At 71.5% G+C, this 19,642-nt stretch carries 16 protein-coding genes; 13 read left to right on the top strand and 3 right to left on the bottom strand.

Translation table 11 applies throughout. The annotated features are described in order from the left end of the window. Nucleotides 1-2 precede the first annotated feature (2 nt). Complete coding sequence (locus tag AC4D2O_RS11760; protein ID WP_490907550.1) at nt 3-599, bottom strand: hypothetical protein; 597 nt, start codon at nt 597-599, stop codon at nt 3-5. Nucleotides 600-832: 233 nt separating this feature from the next. Here AC4D2O_RS11760 and argS point away from each other — a divergent pair, with 233 nt between their 5' ends. From argS to AC4D2O_RS11710, 10 genes are all read left to right on the top strand, one after another. Then, the gene (argS, locus tag AC4D2O_RS11755) at nt 833-2,473 is read left to right on the top strand and encodes an arginine--tRNA ligase (RefSeq protein ID WP_490907549.1); all 1,641 of its coding nucleotides are present in this window, start codon (nt 833-835) and stop codon (nt 2,471-2,473) included. A gap of 2 nt (nt 2,474-2,475) precedes the next feature. Further along, nucleotides 2,476-4,026 (top strand): diaminopimelate decarboxylase, encoded by a 1,551-nt coding sequence (gene lysA / locus AC4D2O_RS11750; protein WP_490907548.1) that lies wholly within the window; start codon nt 2,476-2,478, stop codon nt 4,024-4,026. Beyond that, nucleotides 4,023-5,351: a homoserine dehydrogenase gene (locus AC4D2O_RS11745; protein WP_490907547.1), complete on the top strand. Its 1,329-nt coding sequence runs from the start codon at nt 4,023-4,025 to the stop codon at nt 5,349-5,351. Before lysA ends, AC4D2O_RS11745 begins: the two co-directional genes overlap by 4 nt. Further along, the gene (gene thrC, locus AC4D2O_RS11740) at nt 5,352-6,455 is read left to right on the top strand and encodes a threonine synthase (RefSeq protein ID WP_490907546.1); all 1,104 of its coding nucleotides are present in this window, start codon (nt 5,352-5,354) and stop codon (nt 6,453-6,455) included. Nucleotide 6,456: 1 nt separating this feature from the next. Beyond that, nucleotides 6,457-7,446: a homoserine kinase gene (thrB, locus tag AC4D2O_RS11735; RefSeq protein ID WP_490907545.1), complete on the top strand. Its 990-nt coding sequence runs from the start codon at nt 6,457-6,459 to the stop codon at nt 7,444-7,446. A 320-nt stretch (nt 7,447-7,766) separates the two neighbouring features. Continuing rightward, the gene (gene rho, locus AC4D2O_RS11730; RefSeq protein ID WP_490907544.1) at nt 7,767-10,016 is read left to right on the top strand and encodes a transcription termination factor Rho; all 2,250 of its coding nucleotides are present in this window, start codon (nt 7,767-7,769) and stop codon (nt 10,014-10,016) included. 134 nt (nt 10,017-10,150) lie between these two features. After that, the gene (gene prfA, locus AC4D2O_RS11725; protein ID WP_104049675.1) at nt 10,151-11,230 is read left to right on the top strand and encodes a peptide chain release factor 1; all 1,080 of its coding nucleotides are present in this window, start codon (nt 10,151-10,153) and stop codon (nt 11,228-11,230) included. A 2-nt stretch (nt 11,231-11,232) separates the two neighbouring features. Continuing rightward, nucleotides 11,233-12,096: a peptide chain release factor N(5)-glutamine methyltransferase gene (gene prmC, locus AC4D2O_RS11720; RefSeq protein ID WP_490907543.1), complete on the top strand. Its 864-nt coding sequence runs from the start codon at nt 11,233-11,235 to the stop codon at nt 12,094-12,096. Beyond that, nucleotides 12,093-13,058 (top strand): glycosyltransferase, encoded by a 966-nt coding sequence (locus AC4D2O_RS11715; RefSeq protein ID WP_490907542.1) that lies wholly within the window; start codon nt 12,093-12,095, stop codon nt 13,056-13,058. The genes prmC and AC4D2O_RS11715 overlap by 4 nt, the downstream gene beginning before the upstream one ends. A 79-nt stretch (nt 13,059-13,137) precedes the next feature. Next, a complete protein-coding gene (locus tag AC4D2O_RS11710; protein ID WP_490907541.1) occupies nt 13,138-13,857 on the top strand; it encodes an L-threonylcarbamoyladenylate synthase in 720 nt (239 codons plus the stop codon). A gap of 6 nt (nt 13,858-13,863) precedes the next feature. Here the strand turns inward: AC4D2O_RS11710 and AC4D2O_RS11705 are convergent, their stop codons facing one another. Beyond that, entirely contained in the window at nt 13,864-14,805 is a 942-nt protein-coding gene (locus AC4D2O_RS11705; RefSeq protein WP_490907540.1) for an NAD-dependent epimerase/dehydratase family protein, read from the bottom strand. Then, entirely contained in the window at nt 14,802-15,773 is a 972-nt protein-coding gene (locus AC4D2O_RS11700; RefSeq protein WP_490907539.1) for a glycosyltransferase, read from the bottom strand. Before AC4D2O_RS11700 ends, AC4D2O_RS11705 begins: the two co-directional genes overlap by 4 nt. Nucleotides 15,774-15,995: 222 nt before the next feature. On the opposite strand from AC4D2O_RS11700, the gene AC4D2O_RS11695 reads away from it, so the two are divergent. From AC4D2O_RS11695 to AC4D2O_RS11685, 3 genes are all read left to right on the top strand, one after another. Continuing rightward, entirely contained in the window at nt 15,996-17,918 is a 1,923-nt protein-coding gene (locus AC4D2O_RS11695) for a polysaccharide biosynthesis protein (protein WP_490907538.1), read from the top strand. Further along, the gene (locus tag AC4D2O_RS11690) at nt 17,915-18,937 is read left to right on the top strand and encodes an MraY family glycosyltransferase (RefSeq protein ID WP_490907537.1); all 1,023 of its coding nucleotides are present in this window, start codon (nt 17,915-17,917) and stop codon (nt 18,935-18,937) included. The genes AC4D2O_RS11695 and AC4D2O_RS11690 overlap by 4 nt, the downstream gene beginning before the upstream one ends. A gap of 152 nt (nt 18,938-19,089) precedes the next feature. Beyond that, nucleotides 19,090-19,641, top strand: coding sequence for a Cg1360 family ATP-synthase-associated protein (locus tag AC4D2O_RS11685; protein WP_490907536.1), 552 nt, complete (start codon nt 19,090-19,092; stop codon nt 19,639-19,641). The last annotated feature ends 1 nt before the right edge of the window (nt 19,642 follow it).

Here is a 19,642-nt window from a genome sequence, read left to right as displayed (position 1 = left end):
CCCTAGAGCTGGGCATCGCTCTTGATCCTGTCGGTCGCTTCGTTGAAGCCACCGCTGGTGAGGGAGGACCCGGCCACCTTGTCGACTGCGAGATCGTCGAGCTTCCTGCCCACGATCGCGTCCGAGATGCCGCCCGCGAAGCGCTCCTGGTACATGGTGGTGGTCGGGTTGTCGGGCATGGGCTCCACCTCGACGGCGGTCACGACGTCGGCCTCGAGCGTCATGGTCACGCCCACCTCCTCCGGACCGGCCGGGGACTGGTAGGAGCCGGTCTCGGTGTAGGTGCCGTCCTCGTACACCTGGCCCGCGGCGTCCGGACCCGCGCTGTTCGGACCCGCGGCGCCACCGGCCTCCGTCGTCGCCGGCACCTCGCCGGCCGGCGCCTCGGTCTCCGCCGGGGTCTCCGCCTGGGACTCCGGGGCGGGAGGCTCGGCCTCGGCGCCGGCGCAGCCCGCTGCCCCGAGGATCGAGACCGCCGCGAGGGCCGTCAGGACCCGCCGGGGGAGCGTGGACGCTGCCGTGCCGGTCGTCCGAGCGGAGGAAGGAGCGGAGGAAGCGGAGGTCGACGCGGGGAGGGCATCGGGAAGGCGGACGGTCACTGGGTGCTCCTGGGGGTCGGCGGAAGGGACCGGGCGGGACGCCCCGATACCGGTGCGGAGGTTGAAGCTCGAACTGACGTGCCTGTTCCGTCCAACGTTCCACTGTGTCATTCGTTTCCCCCGGCACATCGGACTGTCGTCTGGATCACAAAGCACCCGCAGCAGTCCTCGCCGTCGCGTCGGCTGCGTCACGCGAATCGGGGCGCCGAGGTGCGCGCCGCTATGCTGGTCTGGTGACTCCCGAAGAACTCTCTGCCGCTATTTCCGCCTGCCTGAGGGCCGCCGTCGAGGACGGTGACCTCCAGCTCGACCTCCCCTCGGAGGTGCGCGTGGAGCGACCGAAGAACCGGGACCACGGGGACTGGGCCACGAACATCGCCCTGCAGCTCGGCAAGAAGGCCGGCATGAACCCGCGCGAGTTCGCCCAGCTGCTCAGCGAGCGCCTCGCGGGCATCGACGGCGTCAAGAGCGTGGACATCGCCGGTCCCGGCTTCCTCAACATCACGCTCGACGCCGGAGCTGCGGGCGAACTGGCGCGCACCATCGTGGACGCCGGCCGAGCCTACGGCACCAACGAGGCGCTCGCCGGCCACACCATCAACATGGAGTTCGTCTCCGCCAATCCGACGGGCCCGCTGCACCTGGCGCACACGCGCTGGGCGGCCCTCGGCGATTCCATCGCCCGCGTCCTGCGTGCCAGCGGCGCGCAGGTGACCACCGAGTACTACATCAACGACGCCGGTACGCAGATGAACAACTTCGCGGACTCCGTCCTCGCGACCATCAAGGGACGCCCGACGCCCGAGGGCGGCTACCCCGGCGAGTACATCGCCGAGCTCGGCCGCGCGGTGCTCGCCGCCCGCCCCGACGTGGCGGACCTCGAGGACGCCGCAGCCCTCCCGATCGTGCGCGCCCTCGCCTACGAGGCGCAGATGGCCGACATCAAGGAGACGCTGGCGGACTTCGGCGTCCACTTCGACGTGTTCTTCTCCGAGTCGGCCCTGCACGACGGCGGTGCGGTCGAGCAGGCGGTCGACCGCCTGCGCGAGCAGGGCCACGTCTTCGACGAGGACGGCGCCGTCTGGCTGCGCACCACCGACTTCGGCGACGACAAGGACCGCGTGCTGATCCGCGCCAATGGCGAGCCGACCTACTTCGCCTCCGACGCCGCCTACTACCTCTCGAAGAAGGACCGCGGCTTCTCGGAGAAGATCTACCTGCTCGGCGCGGACCACCACGGCTACATCGGCCGCCTCAAGGCCATCGCGGCCTGCGCCGGCGACGACATGGAGCAGAACATCCAGGTCCTCATCGGGCAGATGGTGTCCGTCAACGGCGCTCGCCTGTCCAAGCGCGCCGGCAACATCATCGAACTGCGCGACCTGCTGGACTGGCTCGGCAGGGACGCGCTGCGGTACTCGCTGGGACGCTCCCCGGCGGACTCGGCCATGTCCATCGACCCCGAGCTGCTGCGGAAGAACACCAACGAGAATCCCGTGTTCTACGTCCAGTACGCCCACGCCAGGACCCACGCCGTCGGCCGCAACGCCGTGTCGGCCGGGGTGGACACCAGCACTTTCGACGCCACCTCGCTCGCACACCCCACCGAAGGCGAGCTGCTGGCCGCCCTCGGCCAGTTCCCCGGCGTCGTCGCGCAGTCCGCGACCTTCCGCGAACCGCACCGCGTGGCCCGCCACCTCGAGGTCATCGCCGGCACCTACCACCGTTGGTACGACGCCTGCCGCGTCGCGCCGCTCGGCGACGCGCCGGTCGAGGACGTGCACCGCTCACGCCTCTGGCTGAACAACGCCACGCAGCAGGTCCTCGCCAACGGACTCGACCTTCTCGGCGTCTCCGCGCCGGAGAGGATGTAGCGGTGACGGGGACGGGATCCGCCGAAGCATCGCCGCTCGCGCCCGAGTGGCTGTCCTTGCCCGCCGAGCCTGCCCGGCTGGACGCGAAACTGTGGGCCGAGGACGTCGGGCGGGGCACCGACGGCGTCCTGCGCGTCGACGGCGTGTCCGTGACCGACCTCGCCGAGCAGTACGGCACCCCGCTGTTCGTCATGTCGGAGCAGGACTTCCGCACGCGTGCAGCGACGTTCCGCGATGCGTTCGACGAGGCCTTCGCGGACCTGTGCGGGGGAGTGGACGTGTTCTACGCGGGCAAGTCCTTCCTCTGCACCGAGGTGGCCCACTGGGTCCGGGAGGAGGGCCTCGGGCTCGACACCTGCTCGGGCGGCGAGCTCGCCGTCGCCCTCCGCGCCGGGCTGCCCGGTGCGAAGCTCGGACTGCACGGCAACAACAAGTCCGCCGCCGAGATCACCCGGGCCATCGACGCCGGCCTCGGCCGGATCGTCGTCGACAGCATCCAGGAGGTCGCGCTCGTCGGCGACCTCGCCCTGCAGCGCGGCCGCACCGCCAACGTCATGCTCCGCCTCACCCCGGGCGTCCACGCGCACACGCACGAGTTCATCGCCACGGCACACGAGGACCAGAAGTTCGGCCTCTCCCTGACCACCGACCAGGGCCCGGGCCAGGACGGCGGCCAGGAGGGCGACGCCTCGCCGGCCGCCCGCGCCGTCGCGGACGCCCTCGCGCACCCCGGCATCAACCTCCTCGGTGTGCACTGCCACATCGGGTCGCAGATCTTCGAGCCGGAGGGCTTCGAGCTCGCGGCGCAGCGCCTGCTCGGCTTCCTCGCGGGCGTCCGCGACCGGCACGGCGTCGAACTGCCGGAGCTCGATCTCGGCGGCGGCTACGGCATCGCCTACACGGAGGCGGACGAGCCGCGCCCCGCGGCGGAGATCGCGCAGGCCATGGCCGCCGTCGTCGGGACGACCTGCCGGGAGCTGGGGCTGTCCGTACCCCGCATCTCGATCGAGCCGGGCCGGGCGATCGTGGGCCCGAGCACCTTCACCCTCTACACCGCCGGGACCACCAAGACCGTGCGCGTGGATGCCGCGGCCAACGGCTCAGAGGTGGTGCAGGACACCTCCGTTACGCATCCGCGGCGCTATGTGTCGGTGGACGGCGGAATGAGCGACAACCCCCGCCCGGTGCTCTACGGCGCGGATTACTCGGCCGTCCTGGCCTCCCGGACGCCCGAGGCGGCACCCGTGCTCTCGCGCGTGGTTGGCAAACACTGCGAGAGCGGTGACATCGTGGTGCGGGACGTCTACCTCCCCGAGGACACCGGGGCCGGTGACCTCCTCGCCGTCCCGGGCACCGGGGCCTACTGCTGGGTGCTCTCGAGCAACTACAACTACCTGACGCGTCCGCCCGTCGTGGCGGTCGTCGACGGCGTCGCGCGCCTGATCGTGCGCGGCGAGACCGAGGAGGACCTGTTCCGCAGGGACGTCCAGCGCGAGCCCGCCTCGCCAGGCAACGCAGCGCCCGCCACGGATCCAGGAGCCCGCACAGCATGAACTCACCAGAACCCTCCGCGCGACCCCTGCGCGTAGCCCTTCTCGGCTGCGGAAACGTCGGCTCCCAGGTGGCCCGCATCCTGCTCGAGGACGCGGAGAACCTCGGCCGCCGCGCCGGCGCACCACTCCAGCTCACCGGCGTCGCCGTGCGCAGCCTCGACGCACGACGCGACGTCGACCTGCCGGCGGGGCTCCTCACCACGGACGCCGAGACGCTCGTCGAGGACGCCGACATCGTGATCGAGCTCATGGGAGGGATCGAACCGGCGAAGTCCCTCATCCTCCGCGCGATCGGTCACGGCGCCACCGTGGTCAGCGGCAACAAGGCGCTCTTCGCGCTGGACGGCCCCGAGCTCTACGAGCAGGCCGACGCCGCGCGCGTGCAGCTGTCCTACGAGGCCGCGGTGGCCGGGGCCATTCCGATCCTCCGACCCATCCGCGACAGCCTCTCCGGCGACCGGATCACGCGTGTGCTCGGGATCGTCAACGGCACCACCAACTACATCCTCGACCAGATGGACTCCACGGGTGCCTCCTTCGCGGACGCGCTGAAGGCCGCGCAGGACCTCGGCTACGCGGAAGCGGACCCGACGGCCGACGTCGAGGGCCACGACGCCGCCGCGAAGGCCGCCATCCTCGCCTCCCTGTCCTTCCACACGCGGTTCGCCCTCCACTCCGTGTACTGCGAGGGCATCACGTCCGTCACCGCCGACGACATCGCGGCCGCCGCCGACGACGGCTACGTCATCAAGCTGCTGGCCATCGCGGAGATGCTCACCGACGAGGCCGGCGAGGCGGGCATCGGCGTCCGTGTGCACCCCACGCTGCTGCCGCGCTCCCACCCGCTGGCCGCGGTCCACGGCGCGTTCAACGCCGTGTTCATCGAGGCGGAGAACGCCGGCGAGCTGATGTTCTACGGCCAGGGTGCAGGGGGCACGCCGACGGCGTCCGCCGTGCTCGGCGACGTGATCAGCGCGGCCCGGCGCATGGTGCTCGGAGGCCCGGGCCGCACCGAGACCACCACGGGCCACGTACCCGCGCTGAGCATCGACACCGTCCGCACGAGTTACTGCATCCGCCTGGAGGTCGCCGACCAGCCCGGCGTCCTCGCGCGCATCGCGCAGATCTTCGCCGAGAACGGCGTCTCCATCGAGACCATGCGCCAGCGCATCCACCAGGGCGGGCACGACGGCGGTACCACCGCCGAACTGCGGATCGTCACCCACCGGGCGCCGGAGGCCTCCCTCGCGGCGACCGTCAAGCAGGTCGCCGCGCTCGAGGTCATCACCGCCGTCTCGTCCGTGCTCCGAGTAGAGGGAATCTGAATGGCCCACCAGTGGCGCGGAGTCATCCGCGAATACGCCGACCGCCTGCCCGTCACCGACGCCACCGAGGTCATCACCCTCGGTGAGGGGGGAACACCCCTCGTGCACGCCAGGCACCTGTCCGAGCTGACGGGATCCGCCGTCTACCTCAAGGTCGAGGGCATGAATCCCACGGGCTCCTTCAAGGACCGGGGCATGACGATGGCGATGACCGCCGCGGTCGCAGCCGGGGCGAAGGCCGTGGTCTGCGCGTCGACGGGCAACACCTCCGCGTCCGCCGCGGCCTACGCCACCCAGGCGGGCATCACCTGCGCCGTGCTGGTGCCCGACGGCAAGATCTCCATGGGCAAGCTCAGCCAGGCCATCGCCCACGGTGCGCAGCTCCTCCAGGTCAACGGGAACTTCGACAACTGCCTCGACGTGGCACGGAAGCTCGCCGAGGCGTACCCCGTCTTCCTCGTGAACTCGGTCAACCCCGCCCGGCTCGAGGGCCAGAAGACCGCGGCGTTCGAGGTGGTCGACACCCTCGGCGACGCCCCGGACTATCACCTCATGCCGGTCGGCAACGCCGGGAACATCAGCGCGTACTGGAAGGGGTACAAGGAGTACGCGGCACCCTACGCCTCGATGCACGCCGGCGAGCTCCCCGCCGTCGCCACGCGCACGCCCGTCATGTGGGGCTTTCAGGCCGAGGGCGCAGCCCCGCTCGTCAAGGGTCATCCCGTCACCGAGCCGGACACCATCGCGACCGCCATCCGCATCGGCAACCCCGCGTCCTGGGATTTCGCCGTCGCCGCGCGCGACGAGTCCGGCGGGCTCATCGAGGCCGTGACGGACGAGGAGATCCTCAACGCCCACCGCTGGCTGTCCTCCCGGGAGGGCGTCTTCGTGGAGCCCGCCTCCGCTGCCGGTGTCGCGGGGCTCATCAAGAAGCACGCGGAGGGCCTCGTGCCCGCCGGCAAGACGATCGTCATCACGGTCACGGGCCATGGCCTGAAAGACCCGCAGTGGGCGCTGCGCATGGCGGACGGCTCGGACGTCGAGCCCACCAAGGTGGACTTCGACGTCGTCAGCGTGGCCGCCGCCCTCGGGCTCGAGGACTGACATGGCCGGTCTGCACGCCGCACCGGCGCCCGCGGAGGTGCTCGACCTCCCCGCCGTCGAGGCCGGACAGGACGTCCAGGTGCGGGTTCCCGCCACGAGCGCGAACCTCGGCCCCGGCTTCGACTCCCTCGGCCTCGCACTGACGCTGCAGGACACCGTGCGCGTGCGCACGACGACGTCGGGCACCACGGTCGTGCGGGCCTCCGGTGAGGGGGTGGAGGATCTGCCGACCGACGAGCGGCACCTCGTCGCGAAGTCGCTGATCAGCACGCTCCACCACGCCGGACGGCGGGCAGCCGGGCTCGAGCTCGATACCACGAACGTCATCCCGCACGGCCGCGGGATGGGTTCGTCCGCCGCCGCGATCGTGGCCGGGGTCCTCGCCGGCAACGCGCTGCTGCCCGCCGCGGAGCAGCTCGATGCGGCGCACCTGCTGCAGTGGGCGGCGTCCATCGAGGGCCACCCCGACAATGTGGCACCGGCGCTCCAGGGCTCGCTCGCGATCTCCTGGGAGAGCGGCCACGCCTTCCACAGCACGCGCGTGGAGGTGCACCCGGACGTGGTCCCCGTCCTGGCCGTCCCGGACCTCGCCCTCTCCACGGACAGCGCCCGCGCGCTCCTGCCCGCATCGGTGTCCCACCGGAGCGCCGCCGCGAACGCGGGTCGCGCCGCGCTCCTCGTGCATGCGCTCGGGTCCGACCCGTCCCTGCTGTTCGCCGCCACGCAGGACGCGCTGCACCAGGACTACCGTGCTCAGGCCATGCTGCCGAGTGCCACGCTGCTGCGCTCGCTCCGGTCCGCCGGCTTCGCGAGCACCATCTCGGGGGCGGGCCCCAGCGTCCTGACCCTCGCCGTCGGGGAGGCCGGGGCCCTTGCGGCGGAGGAAGCGCTCCGCGACCTGCTCGGACAGGGCGACACGCCGGGGATGTGGAGCATCGTCAGGCTCGCCGTGCAGCGGGAAGGTGCTAAAGTGGGAGTGCACCAAGGGTAGGAACCGCCGGGCGTATCATGCGCCCATCGGAACCAGTGTGTTCCAGCAGGCAGCGCGTGCTGGTGAACTGGCCGTCTCTCTGGACCGCCGCGAATCTGCAGGTCCACAGCAGTAGAACATCCTCCGGTGTAGCCTCCGACCTTATCTTTGTGCGTGCGGACCCACCTCCCGCACAACGACATCCTCAGGCTTCCAGCACACCCAGTCTGTGCCGGATCGTATCCGACCCGACTGAACCCCGCCTGCTTCCCATGCGGCACGGGGCAAACCACCGCGGACCACCGATCAGGTGGCCGCCCGACGAGGGGGAAGGATCCTTCGTGACTGAAACCACTGACCTGTTACCAGGTGTGGCCACCCAAGACGCTGAAGCAACCGGCGCAACAACTTCCAAGAGCAGCGGCCTCGCAGGCCTGAAGCTCGCCCAGCTCCAGGCCCTTGCCGGCCAGCTCGGTATCACCGGCGGATCGAGGATGCGCAAGAGCGACCTCGTGTCCGCGATCTCGGACCACCAGCGCGGTTCCGCCGTCGCCGACCGCCAGAAGGCCCCGAGCGTCCGCAGCGAGCGCAGCGCCGACGCCGGGAACCCCGCCGTCGCCGGGACCCCCGCCGTGTCCGACGACCGGCCGCAGGACGACCAGCCCGCGTCGGCCGAGCGCCAGCCGCGGACCCGCAACCGCAACCGCCGCGCAGGCAGCGACGGCGTCGTCTCCGCCCCCGGCCAGGACGACGCCGTCCAGGGCGAGCAGGTCGAGGCCCCGTCCCGCGACGCCTCCGACGACACCTCCGCGGACGAGCAGCAGGACCGCGGCGACCGCGACAACGGCGGACGCAGCCAGCGCAACCGCCGCAACCGCCGCGGCGAGGACCGCTCCGACGCGCAGCAGGTACAGGGCGACGTGAACGGCTCGCAGGGCGAGGCGCAGAACGGCGGCCAGGGCGAGTCCCAGGCCGACGCGCAGTCCGGTCAGCAGGGTGAGGGCCGCAGCGACCGCAACGAGCGCCGCACCCGGTCCCGCAACGGACGCGACGACGATCGCTCGAACGGCTCGAACGGCTCGAACGGCTCGAACGGCTCGAACGGCTCGAACGGCTCGAACGGCTCGAACGGCTCGAACGGGAACAGCGCGAGCAGCGACACCCAGTTCGACAGCGGCCGCAACGGCAGCGAGCGCAGCGACAACCGCGGCAACGGCGGCAACGGGGCGAACGGTGCCAATGATGACGACGGTCGCGGACGCAACCGCCGCAACCGCGCTAACCGCAACGGTGGCGCCGGGGGCAACGGTCCCGAGGACCGCAGCAGCCGCTTCCGCGACCGCAACGACCGGAACGACCGGAACGACCGGAACGACCGCAACGAGCGCCGCCGCGGACGCAACCAGCCGGACGTCGACGACGTCGAGGTCACCGAGGACGACGTCCTGCTGCCGGTCGCCGGCATCCTGGACGTCCTCGAGAACTACGCGTTCGTGCGCACCTCCGGCTACCTGCCGGGCCCGAACGACGTGTACGTCTCGCTCGCCCAGGTGAAGAAGCACAACCTGCGCAAGGGCGACGCGGTCGTCGGCGCCATCCGCGCTCCCCGCGATGGCGAGACCCAGGCCAGCGCCCGCCAGAAGTTCAACGCCCTGGTGCGCGTCACCTCGGTCAACGGCAAGCCCGCCGAGGACCTCAAGGACCGCGTGGAGTTCGCGAAGCTCGTCCCGCTCTACCCCTCCGACCGCCTGCGCCTCGAGACGGACCCGAAGAAGATCGGCCCCCGGGTCATCGACCTGGTGGCCCCGATCGGCAAGGGCCAGCGCGGCCTGATCGTCTCGCCGCCGAAGGCCGGCAAGACGCTCATCCTGCAGGCGATCGCGAACGCCATCACGATCAACAATCCTGAGGTCCACCTCATGATGGTCCTGGTCGACGAGCGTCCCGAAGAAGTCACCGACATGCAGCGGACCGTCAAGGGTGAGGTCATCGCTTCGACCTTCGACCGTCCCGCCGACGACCACACCACGGTCGCCGAGCTCTCCATCGAGCGTGCCAAGCGCCTCGTGGAGATGGGCATGGACGTCGTCGTGCTCCTGGACTCGATGACCCGCCTCGGACGCGCCTACAACCTCGCCGCCCCGGCGTCGGGCCGTATCCTCTCCGGTGGTGTCGACTCGGCAGCGCTGTACCCGCCGAAGCGCTTCTTCGGTGCCGCACGCAACATCGAGAACGGTGGCTCGCTCACCATCCTCGCCACGGCGCTCGTGGAGACCGGTTCCAAGATGGACGAGGTCATCTTCGAGGAGTTCAAGGGGACCGGCAACATGGAGCTGCGCCTCTCGCGCAGCCTCGCCGACAAGCGCATCTTCCCCGCCGTGGACGTCAACGCGTCCGGTACGAGGCGCGAGGAGAACCTGCTCTCGCCCGACGAGGTCAAGATCATGTGGAAGCTGCGCCGCGTGCTGTCGGGTCTGGAGACCCAGCAGGCACTCGAGCTGCTCACCAACAAGATCCGGGAGACGCAGTCCAACGTAGAGTTCCTCATGCAGGTCCAGAAGACCACGCTGGGCTCCAAGGACTCCGACTAGCAACGGCAAGCCGTTCGGGACGGGCCGGCCACCTGGCCGGCCCGTCCCGGGCGGCTCCGTCCGTTAACGGGGCGGTCGTCCATGCCCTCTCGACCTTCGTAGACTGGCTGCACAAGCCGAAAGAGGTACACCCGATGTTTGAGTCCATCCAGGGACTGCTCGACGAACACTCCGAGCTGCAGGACCAGCTCGCCGATCCCGCGGTCCACGCCGATCAGGCCCTGGCGCGCAGGCTCGGCCGCCGGTACGCGGAGCTCGGGCGCATCGTCGATGCCCACAACCGCTGGAGCGCGCTCGACGACGACCTCCAGGCGGCCCGCGAGATGGCCTCCGAGGACCCCGAGTTCGCGGCGGAGGTGCCCGTCCTGGAGGAGCAGCTCGCCACGGCGCAGGAGCGGCTCCGCCGGCTGCTGATCCCGCGCGACCCCAACGACAGCCGCAACGTGATCATCGAGGTCAAGGGCGGCGAGGGCGGCGACGAGGCCGCACTGTTCGCCGGCGACCTGCTGCGCATGTATGCGCGCTACGCCGAGTCCCGGGGCTGGAAGACCGAGCTCATCTCGGCCAACGAGTCCGACCTCGGCGGGTACAAGGACGTGCAGATGGCCATTAAGGGGTCCTCGAACGATCCCGCCGAAGGCGTCTACGCCCGGCTCAAGTTCGAGGGCGGCGTGCACCGCGTGCAGCGCGTCCCCGTCACCGAGTCGCAGGGCCGCATCCACACCTCCGCCGCGGGCGTCCTCGTGCTGCCCGAGGTCGACGAGCCGGAGGAGGTCGAGATCAGCCAGAACGACCTCAAGATCGACGTGTACCGGTCCTCGGGCCCCGGCGGGCAGTCGGTCAACACCACCGACTCCGCCGTCCGCATCACGCACCTCCCCACCGGCATCGTGGTGGCCATGCAGAACGAGAAGTCGCAGCTGCAGAACCGCGAGGCCGCCATGCGCGTGCTCCGCTCGCGCATCCTCGCCCACGAGCAGGAGAAGATCGACGCCGCGAACTCCGACATCCGGAAGTCGCAGATCCGCACCATGGACCGCTCCGAGCGCATCCGGACCTACAACTACCCGGAGAACCGGATCGCGGACCACCGCACGGGCTACAAGGCGTACAACCTCGACGCCGTGATGAACGGCGACCTGGAACCCGTGGTGCAGTCCGCCATCGAGATGGACGAGCAGGCACGCCTGGACGCCATCGGCGCGGACGAGTAGACGTGGAGGAAGCCCTGCGGGCCGCCGAACGGCAGCTCCGGGACGCCGGCGTGCCCAGCCCCCGCGTCGACGCCGAGCTCCTGGCCGCGCACCTGCTGGGCGTGTCGCGCGGCCGGCTGCGCGCACTGGCCCTCACCGGTGCGGCGGTCCCCGAGGGGTACACGGCCCTCGTGGACGAGCGTGCCCGCCGCGTCCCGCTGCAGCACCTCACCGGCAGGGCGTCCTTCCGCCGCATCGAGCTGTCCGTCGGGCCCGGGGTATTCGTCCCGCGGCCCGAGACGGAGACGGTGGCGCAGCTCGTGATCGACCGTGCCGCCGGTCTCGACGCGCCGAGGATCGTGGACCTCGGCACCGGCAGCGGGGCGATCGCCGCGGCCGTCGCGGACGAGGTACCCGGAGCGGAGGTGTTCGCCGTCGAACTCAGCGACCTGGCCCTCGCCTGGGCCGGACCCAACCTCGAGCCCTTCGGCGTCCACCTCGTCCAGGGCGACCTCGCGACCGCCCTGCCCGAGCACGACGGCTCGTTCGACGTCGTGGTGTCCAATCCGCCCTACATCCCGGCCGACGCCGTACCGCTGGAACCGGAGGTGGCCGAGCACGATCCGAGCATGGCACTGTACGGCGGGGGAGCGGACGGCATGGACCTGCCGCGTGCCGCCACCCGCACGGCGGCGCGCCTGCTGAGGCCCGGCGGCTACTTCGTGATGGAGCACGCGGAAGTGCAGGCGCCCTGGATCGCCGCGTTCCTCGGGCGGATGGGCGGCTGGAGTGCGGTGACCACCCACCAGGACCTCGGCGGCAGGGACCGTGCGACGAGCGCGGTGCGTGTGGCCGGGGGACCGACGACGACGGAAGAGGCACCATGACGGAGCGCAGCACGCAGACCGGACCCGCTGCAGGCACGGACAGGGGCACGGACAGGGGCACGTCCACGGACACCGTCGCCGTCGCCGCGGTGACGTACGACCGGCACGAGGAGCTGGCGCAGCTCCTGCGCTCCCTCGCGGCCCAGACCGCGCCGATCGCGCGCGTGGCCCTCGTGGACTCGGGGACGAAGCCCGCCACCGACGTCGTGGACGCGGCCACTGCGGCGGGAGGCGCGATCCACTACCTGCGCTCGGAGGCCAATCTCGGCGGGGCGGGCGGCTTCGCCTTCGCCATCCTCGCGGCTCTCGCGAGCGGCGCCCGCTGGATCTGGCTCATGGACGACGACGGCCATCCCGAGGACGAACACTGCCTGACCGAACTGCTCCGCGCGGCCCACGAGCACGACCTCGACGTCGTGAGCCCGCTCGTCGCCGCGACGGATGATCCCACACGGCTGTCCTTCAACTTCCGCATCAACGGGCTGCTCACCAACGACCGCGCGACCCTCGAACCGCTCGGCTACCTGCCCGGCATGGTGCACTTCTTCAACGGTGCCCTCATCCGCGCCGAGGTGTTCTCGAAGATCGGGCTGCCGGACATGAAGTACTTCATCCGCGGCGACGAGGTGGACTTCCTGGCGCGTGTGCGCAAGGCCGGCCTCAAGTACGGCACGGTGGCGACCGTCGCCGTCCGGCACCCGGCCACCTGGTCCGAGATGAAGCCGATCTTCGGCGGGTTCATCACGCCGGTCATCCCCGAGGGCGAGTTCAAGCGGTTCTCCTACTTCCGCAACCGCGCCTACAACGCGCGCAAGTACCGCAACCTGCGCTGGTTCGGAGCCGACGTCATCGGCTTCCCCTACTACTTCCTCACCCGGCGCGACCTCCGGGGGCTTCGCGTCTGGTTCGCGGCCTACTCCGCAGGGCTGCGGGGCACCGGCTTCGGGCCTCCGCCGTCGTGATCCGGCACGGCGCTCCCGAGCAGGTGTGCCGTCCGGCGCCGATGTGCGCAGGCGCGCCCGGCAGTGGAAAGATGAACCGGTGACCACCAGCTACGACTGCTCCGACCCCGCCCAGCGCAGTGAGGGCCTCGCCGCCGCCCAACGCGCCGTCTCGCTCAAGCAGTGCGTCGTCCTGCCGACGGACACCGTCTACGGGATCGGCGCTGACGCCTTCTCACCCCAGGCCGTCGCGACGCTGCTCGCCTCGAAGGGCCGGGGCCGGAACATGCCGCCGCCCGTGCTCATCCCGCGGATCCAGACCCTCGACGGGCTCGCCACCGACGTGCACCCGGACGCCCGCGCCCTCGCCGAAGCCTTCTGGCCCGGCGGCCTCACGCTCATCTGCCATGCGCAGCCCTCCCTGACCTGGGATCTCGGCGACACCCTGGGGACCGTCGCGCTGCGCATGCCCGACGACGACATCGCGCTCGAACTGCTCACCCTGACGGGGCCGCTCGCGGTGTCGTCGGCCAACCGGACAGGCAATCCTGCGGCGACCACCGCGGCCGACGCCGCCGGTCAGCTCGCCGAATCGGTGGCGGTGTACCTGGACGCGGGCCCGCGGACCGCGGCCGACGGGACCGGCTCCACCATCGTCGACGCGACGGGGGAGACCCTCAGGGTGGTCCGCCAGGGCACCATCCCGCTCGAACGACTGCGCGAGGTCGTCCCGGGCGTCGTCGGCCCGGACGGCGCGGACGGCGTGGACGGCGTGGACGGTGCACCCGCCGATCACGACGCCGGAGCGCCCTCGGCCTGATCGCCGTCAGGCAGGGGCGGAGCCGCCGCGTGCCTGCGCCAGGACCTCCCGTACCCTGGGCGCGGGTGCGAGCTCCTGCTCCACGGCCCAGCCGGGCACCTGGTCCTGGCCGAACCACATGAGCTCCACGCGGCGCACGTGGCCGTCGAGGCGTCCGCGGAGGACCGAGGACAATGCGTAGCCACCCGCGACGGCGGCGCGGCAGAGCGCGGCCGGCAGCACGCGCGGCCGTCCGCCCGCCGCCTCGAGGACGGTGCGGACGGTGAGGCCCTCCCACGGCTGGAGGACGATGCCCGGCACCGCGCCACGGTGCAGTCCGACGGCGAGGACGAGCCCCGACAGGGCGTCCACGGAGGTGATCGGCGACCGCGCCGTGCCGGGGGAGGCCACCGATGCGAGCGGGGAGTGCGCGAGCCGAACGAGCGCCGCCGTCGTCGGGCGGGCCGGGCCCTGCACCGAGGTGGCGCGGACCGTCACCACCGACAGTCCGGGCGCGCCGTCCGCCGCGAGTGCCAGTGCCTGCTCGCCGAGCGCCTTGCTGCGCGAGTAGGCGGAGAACGGGCGCACGGTCCCCGACTCGTCGAGCCTGTCCGTCCTGCCCTGCACCGCCGCGCTGCTGAGGTGGACGAGGCGGCCCGCTCCCGCCGCCGCCGCGGCGCGGGCCAGGACGGCGGGGAGCAGGGCGTTGGCGCCGAGCAGATCCGACCCCTCGGGCGCGGAGGGCGCGGCGAGCCCAGCGGCGTTGACGACGACGTCGTGCCCCTGCATCGCGGCCACCAGGGCGGAGACGTCGGTGCCGACGGCCGCCGCCAGGAGCGCGGCAGGCGTCTGCGCGGTTGCCGCCAGACGCGGGGCGGGGAGCGCCCGGGCGTCGATGCCCGCGGCCCCCAGTGCGCGCAGGACCGAGGAGCCGACGAATCCCGACCCGCCGACCACGAGCCAGGTCATCGCGTCCCGCCGGTGTGCGCACGTGCCAGCGGCGGCTCGGGCTGCCACGCGGGATCGCGCAGGATCGCACGCGCCGCGCGCCAGCCCCGCCAGAGGGCGGGCGCGCCGGACAGGGACCGTTCGACGGCGACGAGGCGCACCAGCTCCTTCCCGGCCGAGAGGAGCGTCCCGAAGCCGAAGGCCACGGGACTGAACCGGCCGTGCAGCCGCAGGTAGCGGGCGAGGTGCCCCCGGTTCCGCATGCCGCAGAAGCGCGAGAGGTCGCTGGAGTCGTTGAGGTGCCGCACGCCGAGGTCCACCTGCCGCTGGGCGCGGGTCTTCCGGAGCACGAAGGCGTCGACGTACGCCACGGGGTACCGCCGGGAGATCAGCCAGCCGTAGGTGAGGTCGTCGCCGTTGAGGAAGAACCGGGCGTCGGGCAGCCCGATCTCGCGGACCACGTCCGCGGCCACGAGCATGCCCTCGAAGCAGCCCACGTTGGTGTGGAAGACCCGGGACCGCGCGAAGACGTCCCCGCGCACCGGCAGATGCACGCCGAGGGACTCGTTGAGGATGTGCTGCCAGAAGAACGGTTCGCCCGCGTGGTCGTACCGGCGCCCGTGGATACAGGAGTAGCGGTCCATCCAGGGGCGGAAGGAGGCGAGGGCGTCGGGCAGCACCACGACGTCGTCGTCCATCAGCCACAGCCACTCGGCGCCCTCCCCGAGGGCGCGCGACACGCCGGCCGCGAACCCGCCGGACCCGCCCACGTTCGCCGGGAGGCGGTGCACGAGGACCGGCACGCGCGGCTCGAGGGCCGCCAGGAGGTCCCGGGTGCCGTCGGTGCTCGCGTTGTCGACGACGATCACGCCCGACGGCGCCGGGTCCATGGCGTCGATCGACACGAGGAGGTCCCGCAGGTGGTCGGCCCGGTTGAAGGTGGTGATGACGATGAACACGCGCGGCCTGCCGGCGTCGGGGACGTGCAACGTGGTCCTTCCGGGCCGCGCCAGCGCGGTGCGCAACGGGCCTGGCACGGGCGGGACGGCTAGTATTCTCGGGTAACAGCAGTCTATTACACCGTGTTCCAGCACCCGCCGGACCAGCCCCGCCGGACCGGGCACCGGCCGCTCCGGTGCTACCGGAGCATCCCGGCAGCGGCAGACGGATCCGGTGCTGAACACGGTGGCTGCCTGACACCGTTAGGAATCATGGGACTCAACGAAGGCCGCCCGCCGGGCTCCACCGCCGCGGCTCCATCCGGCGACAAGCCTGCGATCTGGCTGTGGTCGCAGTACCTGCTCGACGCCGTCGCCTGGATCGTCGCCATCCTCCTCGCGCTGATCCTGCGCTACGAGCTCCTCGTGAAGGAGGTCAATGTCCCGGGCATCGCCGTGTTCTGCGCCGTGGCCGTCATCGCCCAGCTGGTGGTCGGACTCAGCTTCGCCCTGTACCGCGGCAGGTACAGCTTCGGCAGCTTCCACGAGGCCAAGCTGCTGGTCATCGTGGCCGTGCTCGTCGCCGTCATCCTCGTGCTCACCGGCGTGGCCTTCTTCAGCGTCATCGAGGTGCCGCGCAGTATCGGGATCATCGCGTTCCCCTTCGCGTGCATGTTCCTCGCCGCGACCCGCTACCTGAAGCGCATGTACGTGGAGAGCAAGGCCAAACCGGGGGAGGACGCCCAGCGGACCCTCATCTACGGCGCCGGCTTCCTCGGCAACTCGCTCGTTACGCGCATGATGCAGGACCCGGAGTCCCCCTACTTCCCGGTGGGGCTCATCGACGACGATCCTGCCAAGAAGCACCTCCGGCTGTCCGCCGTCCCCGTCCTCGGGCGGATCGACGACCTCCGGGACATCGCCGCCAGGACGCAGGCGCAGGTCCTCGTCATCGCGTTCGCCGAGGTCGAGGCCGCGCAGGTGCGCCGGGTCTCCGACCTCGTGGCCGGCCTCGGCATCAAGGTGCTCGTCCTCCCGCCGCTGCGCGACATGCTCGGCGCCGCGGGAGCCGCCATCGCCGACTTCCGCGAGGTCGCGGTCGAGGACCTCATCGGCCGACGGCCCGTGGACATCCACCCCGACGAGGTGGCCGGCTACGTCACCGGCAAGCGCGTGCTCGTGACCGGCGCAGGCGGGTCGATCGGCTCGGAGCTCTGCCGCCAGCTCGCCACCTTCGCGCCGGCAGAACTCATCATGCTGGACCGGGACGAGACCGGGCTGCAGTCCACGCAGATCTCCCTCACCGGGCGCGGGCTGCTCACCGGCCGCGACACCGTCCTCGCCGACATCCGCGATGCCGACGCCCTGCTCGACATCTTCGAGGACCGCAGGCCGCAGGTCGTGTTCCACGCGGCGGCGCTCAAGCACGTCTCGCTGCTCGAGCAGTACCCGGAGGAGGCGTGGAAGACCAACGTCCAGGGGTCGCTCAACGTCCTGCGGGCGTCGGGCGCGGTCGGCGTCACCAACTTCGTCAACATCTCGACGGACAAGGCGGCGGATCCCACGAGCGTCCTCGGCCACTCCAAGCGCGTCGCGGAGAGGCTCACCTCCTGGCACGCGGAGCGCACGGGGCAGAAGTACGTCTCGGTGCGGTTCGGCAACGTGATCGGCAGCCGCGGCTCCATGCTGCCGCTGTTCACCGAGCAGATCCGCAGCGGCGGCCCCATCACCGTCACCGATCCCGAGGTCACGCGCTTCTTCATGACCATCCCCGAGGCCTGCCAGCTCGTGGTGCAGGCCGGCGCCATCGGCAGGGGAGGGGAGGTGCTCATCCTCGACATGGGCGAGCCGGTGCGCATCCTCGACGTCGCCCAGCGCATGATCGCCATGTCCGGCAAGGACATCGACATCGTCTTCACCGGTCTCCGGCCGGGCGAGAAGATGCACGAGGACCTCATGGGCGAGGGCGAGAACGACTCCCGGCCGCTGCACCCCAAGATCTCGCACACGTCCGTGGCGCCCCTCGACCCCCAGCAGCTCAGCCTCCAGGCGTGGAAGGCCGAGGGCGGCTTCGGGCCGGGCAGGCGCGGGATCGGCACCGGTCCGGGTGTGGCCGGCAAGGTCACCGCGGGCACGGCGGACCCGCCGACGGCCACCGTCCCGGCGGTCGGGTCGCACGTCGGACGCTCCGCATGAATCCGCTCCTCGCCCTCGTCGCGCTCGTGGCCCTCGGGCTGTCACTCGCACTGCCCGTCGTCGTGAAGCCCCTGCTGAAGCGCCTCGGTGTCATCGACATCCCCAACGACCGCTCCTCCCACACCACCACCGTCATCCGCGGGATGGGTGTGGCCGTCGCGGCGGCGATCCTCACCGCGCTGGCTCTCTCCCTCGCCACGGGCCTCGTCGCGGTGGACCGGTCGCTGATCCTCATCATCCTGGTCATGATCGCGGCCGCGTCGGCCCTCGGCTGGACCGAGGACTTCCGGGGCCTGTCGATCCGCGTCCGCGCATCCGCGCAGCTCCTCGTCGGAGCCGTCGGGACCGTCGCCCTCGCGACCACCATCGACGACAGCAGCTACTGGTGGGTGCCCGTCGGCGCGGTCGCCGTCGCCACCTACATCAACGCCGCCAACTTCATGGACGGCATCAACGGCATCTCCGGCATGCACGGTGTGGTGGTGGGCCTGTTCTACTCCGGTGCGGGAGTCCTCAGCGACCAGCTCTGGCTGACGGTCGCGGGCCTCGTGGTCGCCGCGGCCTTCGCGGGCTTCCTGCCGTGGAACCTGGGCCGCGGCTTCGTGTTCCTCGGCGATGTGGGCAGCTACCTGCTGGGGGCCTCCATCGTGGCGATCGCCGTCACCGGCCTGCTGGCCGGGGTGTACCTGGAGTACCTGCTCTCGCCCGTGCTGATCTACCTCGCGGACACCTTCACCACCTTCGTGCGGCGCGCCCGGCGCGGGGAGCCCGTCTACACCGCTCACCGGCAGCATGTGTACCAGCGCCTCACGGACACCGGGCTCGGCCACGTCCAGGTGTCGCTGTTCGTCAGCGTCCTGTCGGCGCTCACCGGGGTCGCGGGTTTCGTGGCCGCCACCGCCCCCGCGCCGCTCGCCGTGTCGGCCTCGCTGTTCGCCGCCGCGGTCGTCGCCCTGTACCTGTACTCGCCGCGGATCTTCCGCGCGCTCGCGCGCCGCCGCGTCCCGGCGGAGGCGTGAGGGCCCCGGCGGCCGTCGTCGCCATGCGGTAGAATTTCAGGCGCCGGGCACGCCGACGCCTCCGTCGCGCCGCCCCGGTTCCACGCCTCACGACGCCGTCGGCAGAGGACCAGCAGTGCGCCGGACGGCGCAGTCGACAGAGCGGACAGCGCGTGCCACGACCGGAGCAACCGGCCACCGGAACCCACACGAACCTCGTCCCCGCATCGGGCGCCACCGCGTCCCCCTGGCTGGGCATCCTGGCCAGGAGCGCCGCAGCGTCCGGCGGCGTGGCGCTCGTCCTCGCCGTCGCGGCCCTCCTCGCCACCTCGCCCGCGGCAGGACTGAGCGTGCTGTTCGGCGCCGCCCTCGTCATCGCCTTCTTCGGGATCAGCCTCCTCATCGGACACTTCGCGGGGCGGAGCAACCCCTCCGGCGCGCTCGGGCTGTTCATCGTCACGTACGCCATCAAGGTGGTCGGATTCGCCGCCGTCCTGTTCCTCCTCGGCACGCCCGGCTGGCTGGACCGCACATGGTTCTTCACCGGGGCCCTCGCGACCGTCCTGGCATGGCAGGCCGCCGAGGTGTTCGCGTTCTCGCGGCTCCGCACGCCCCTCTACGACGACCAGCACGACGCCGCGCCCGCACGAACGGTACCGCCGTCCCCCGCTCCTCCAGCCGGTCCCGGCAAGGGTTCCTCCGCCGATCCGACGGGCGGACGCTGAC

The sequence above is a fragment of the Arthrobacter sp. TJ-238 genome (assembly GCF_058269215.1).
Note: the sequence above shows the minus strand (reverse complement) of the source record. Positions and strands in the feature narration are given on the sequence as shown.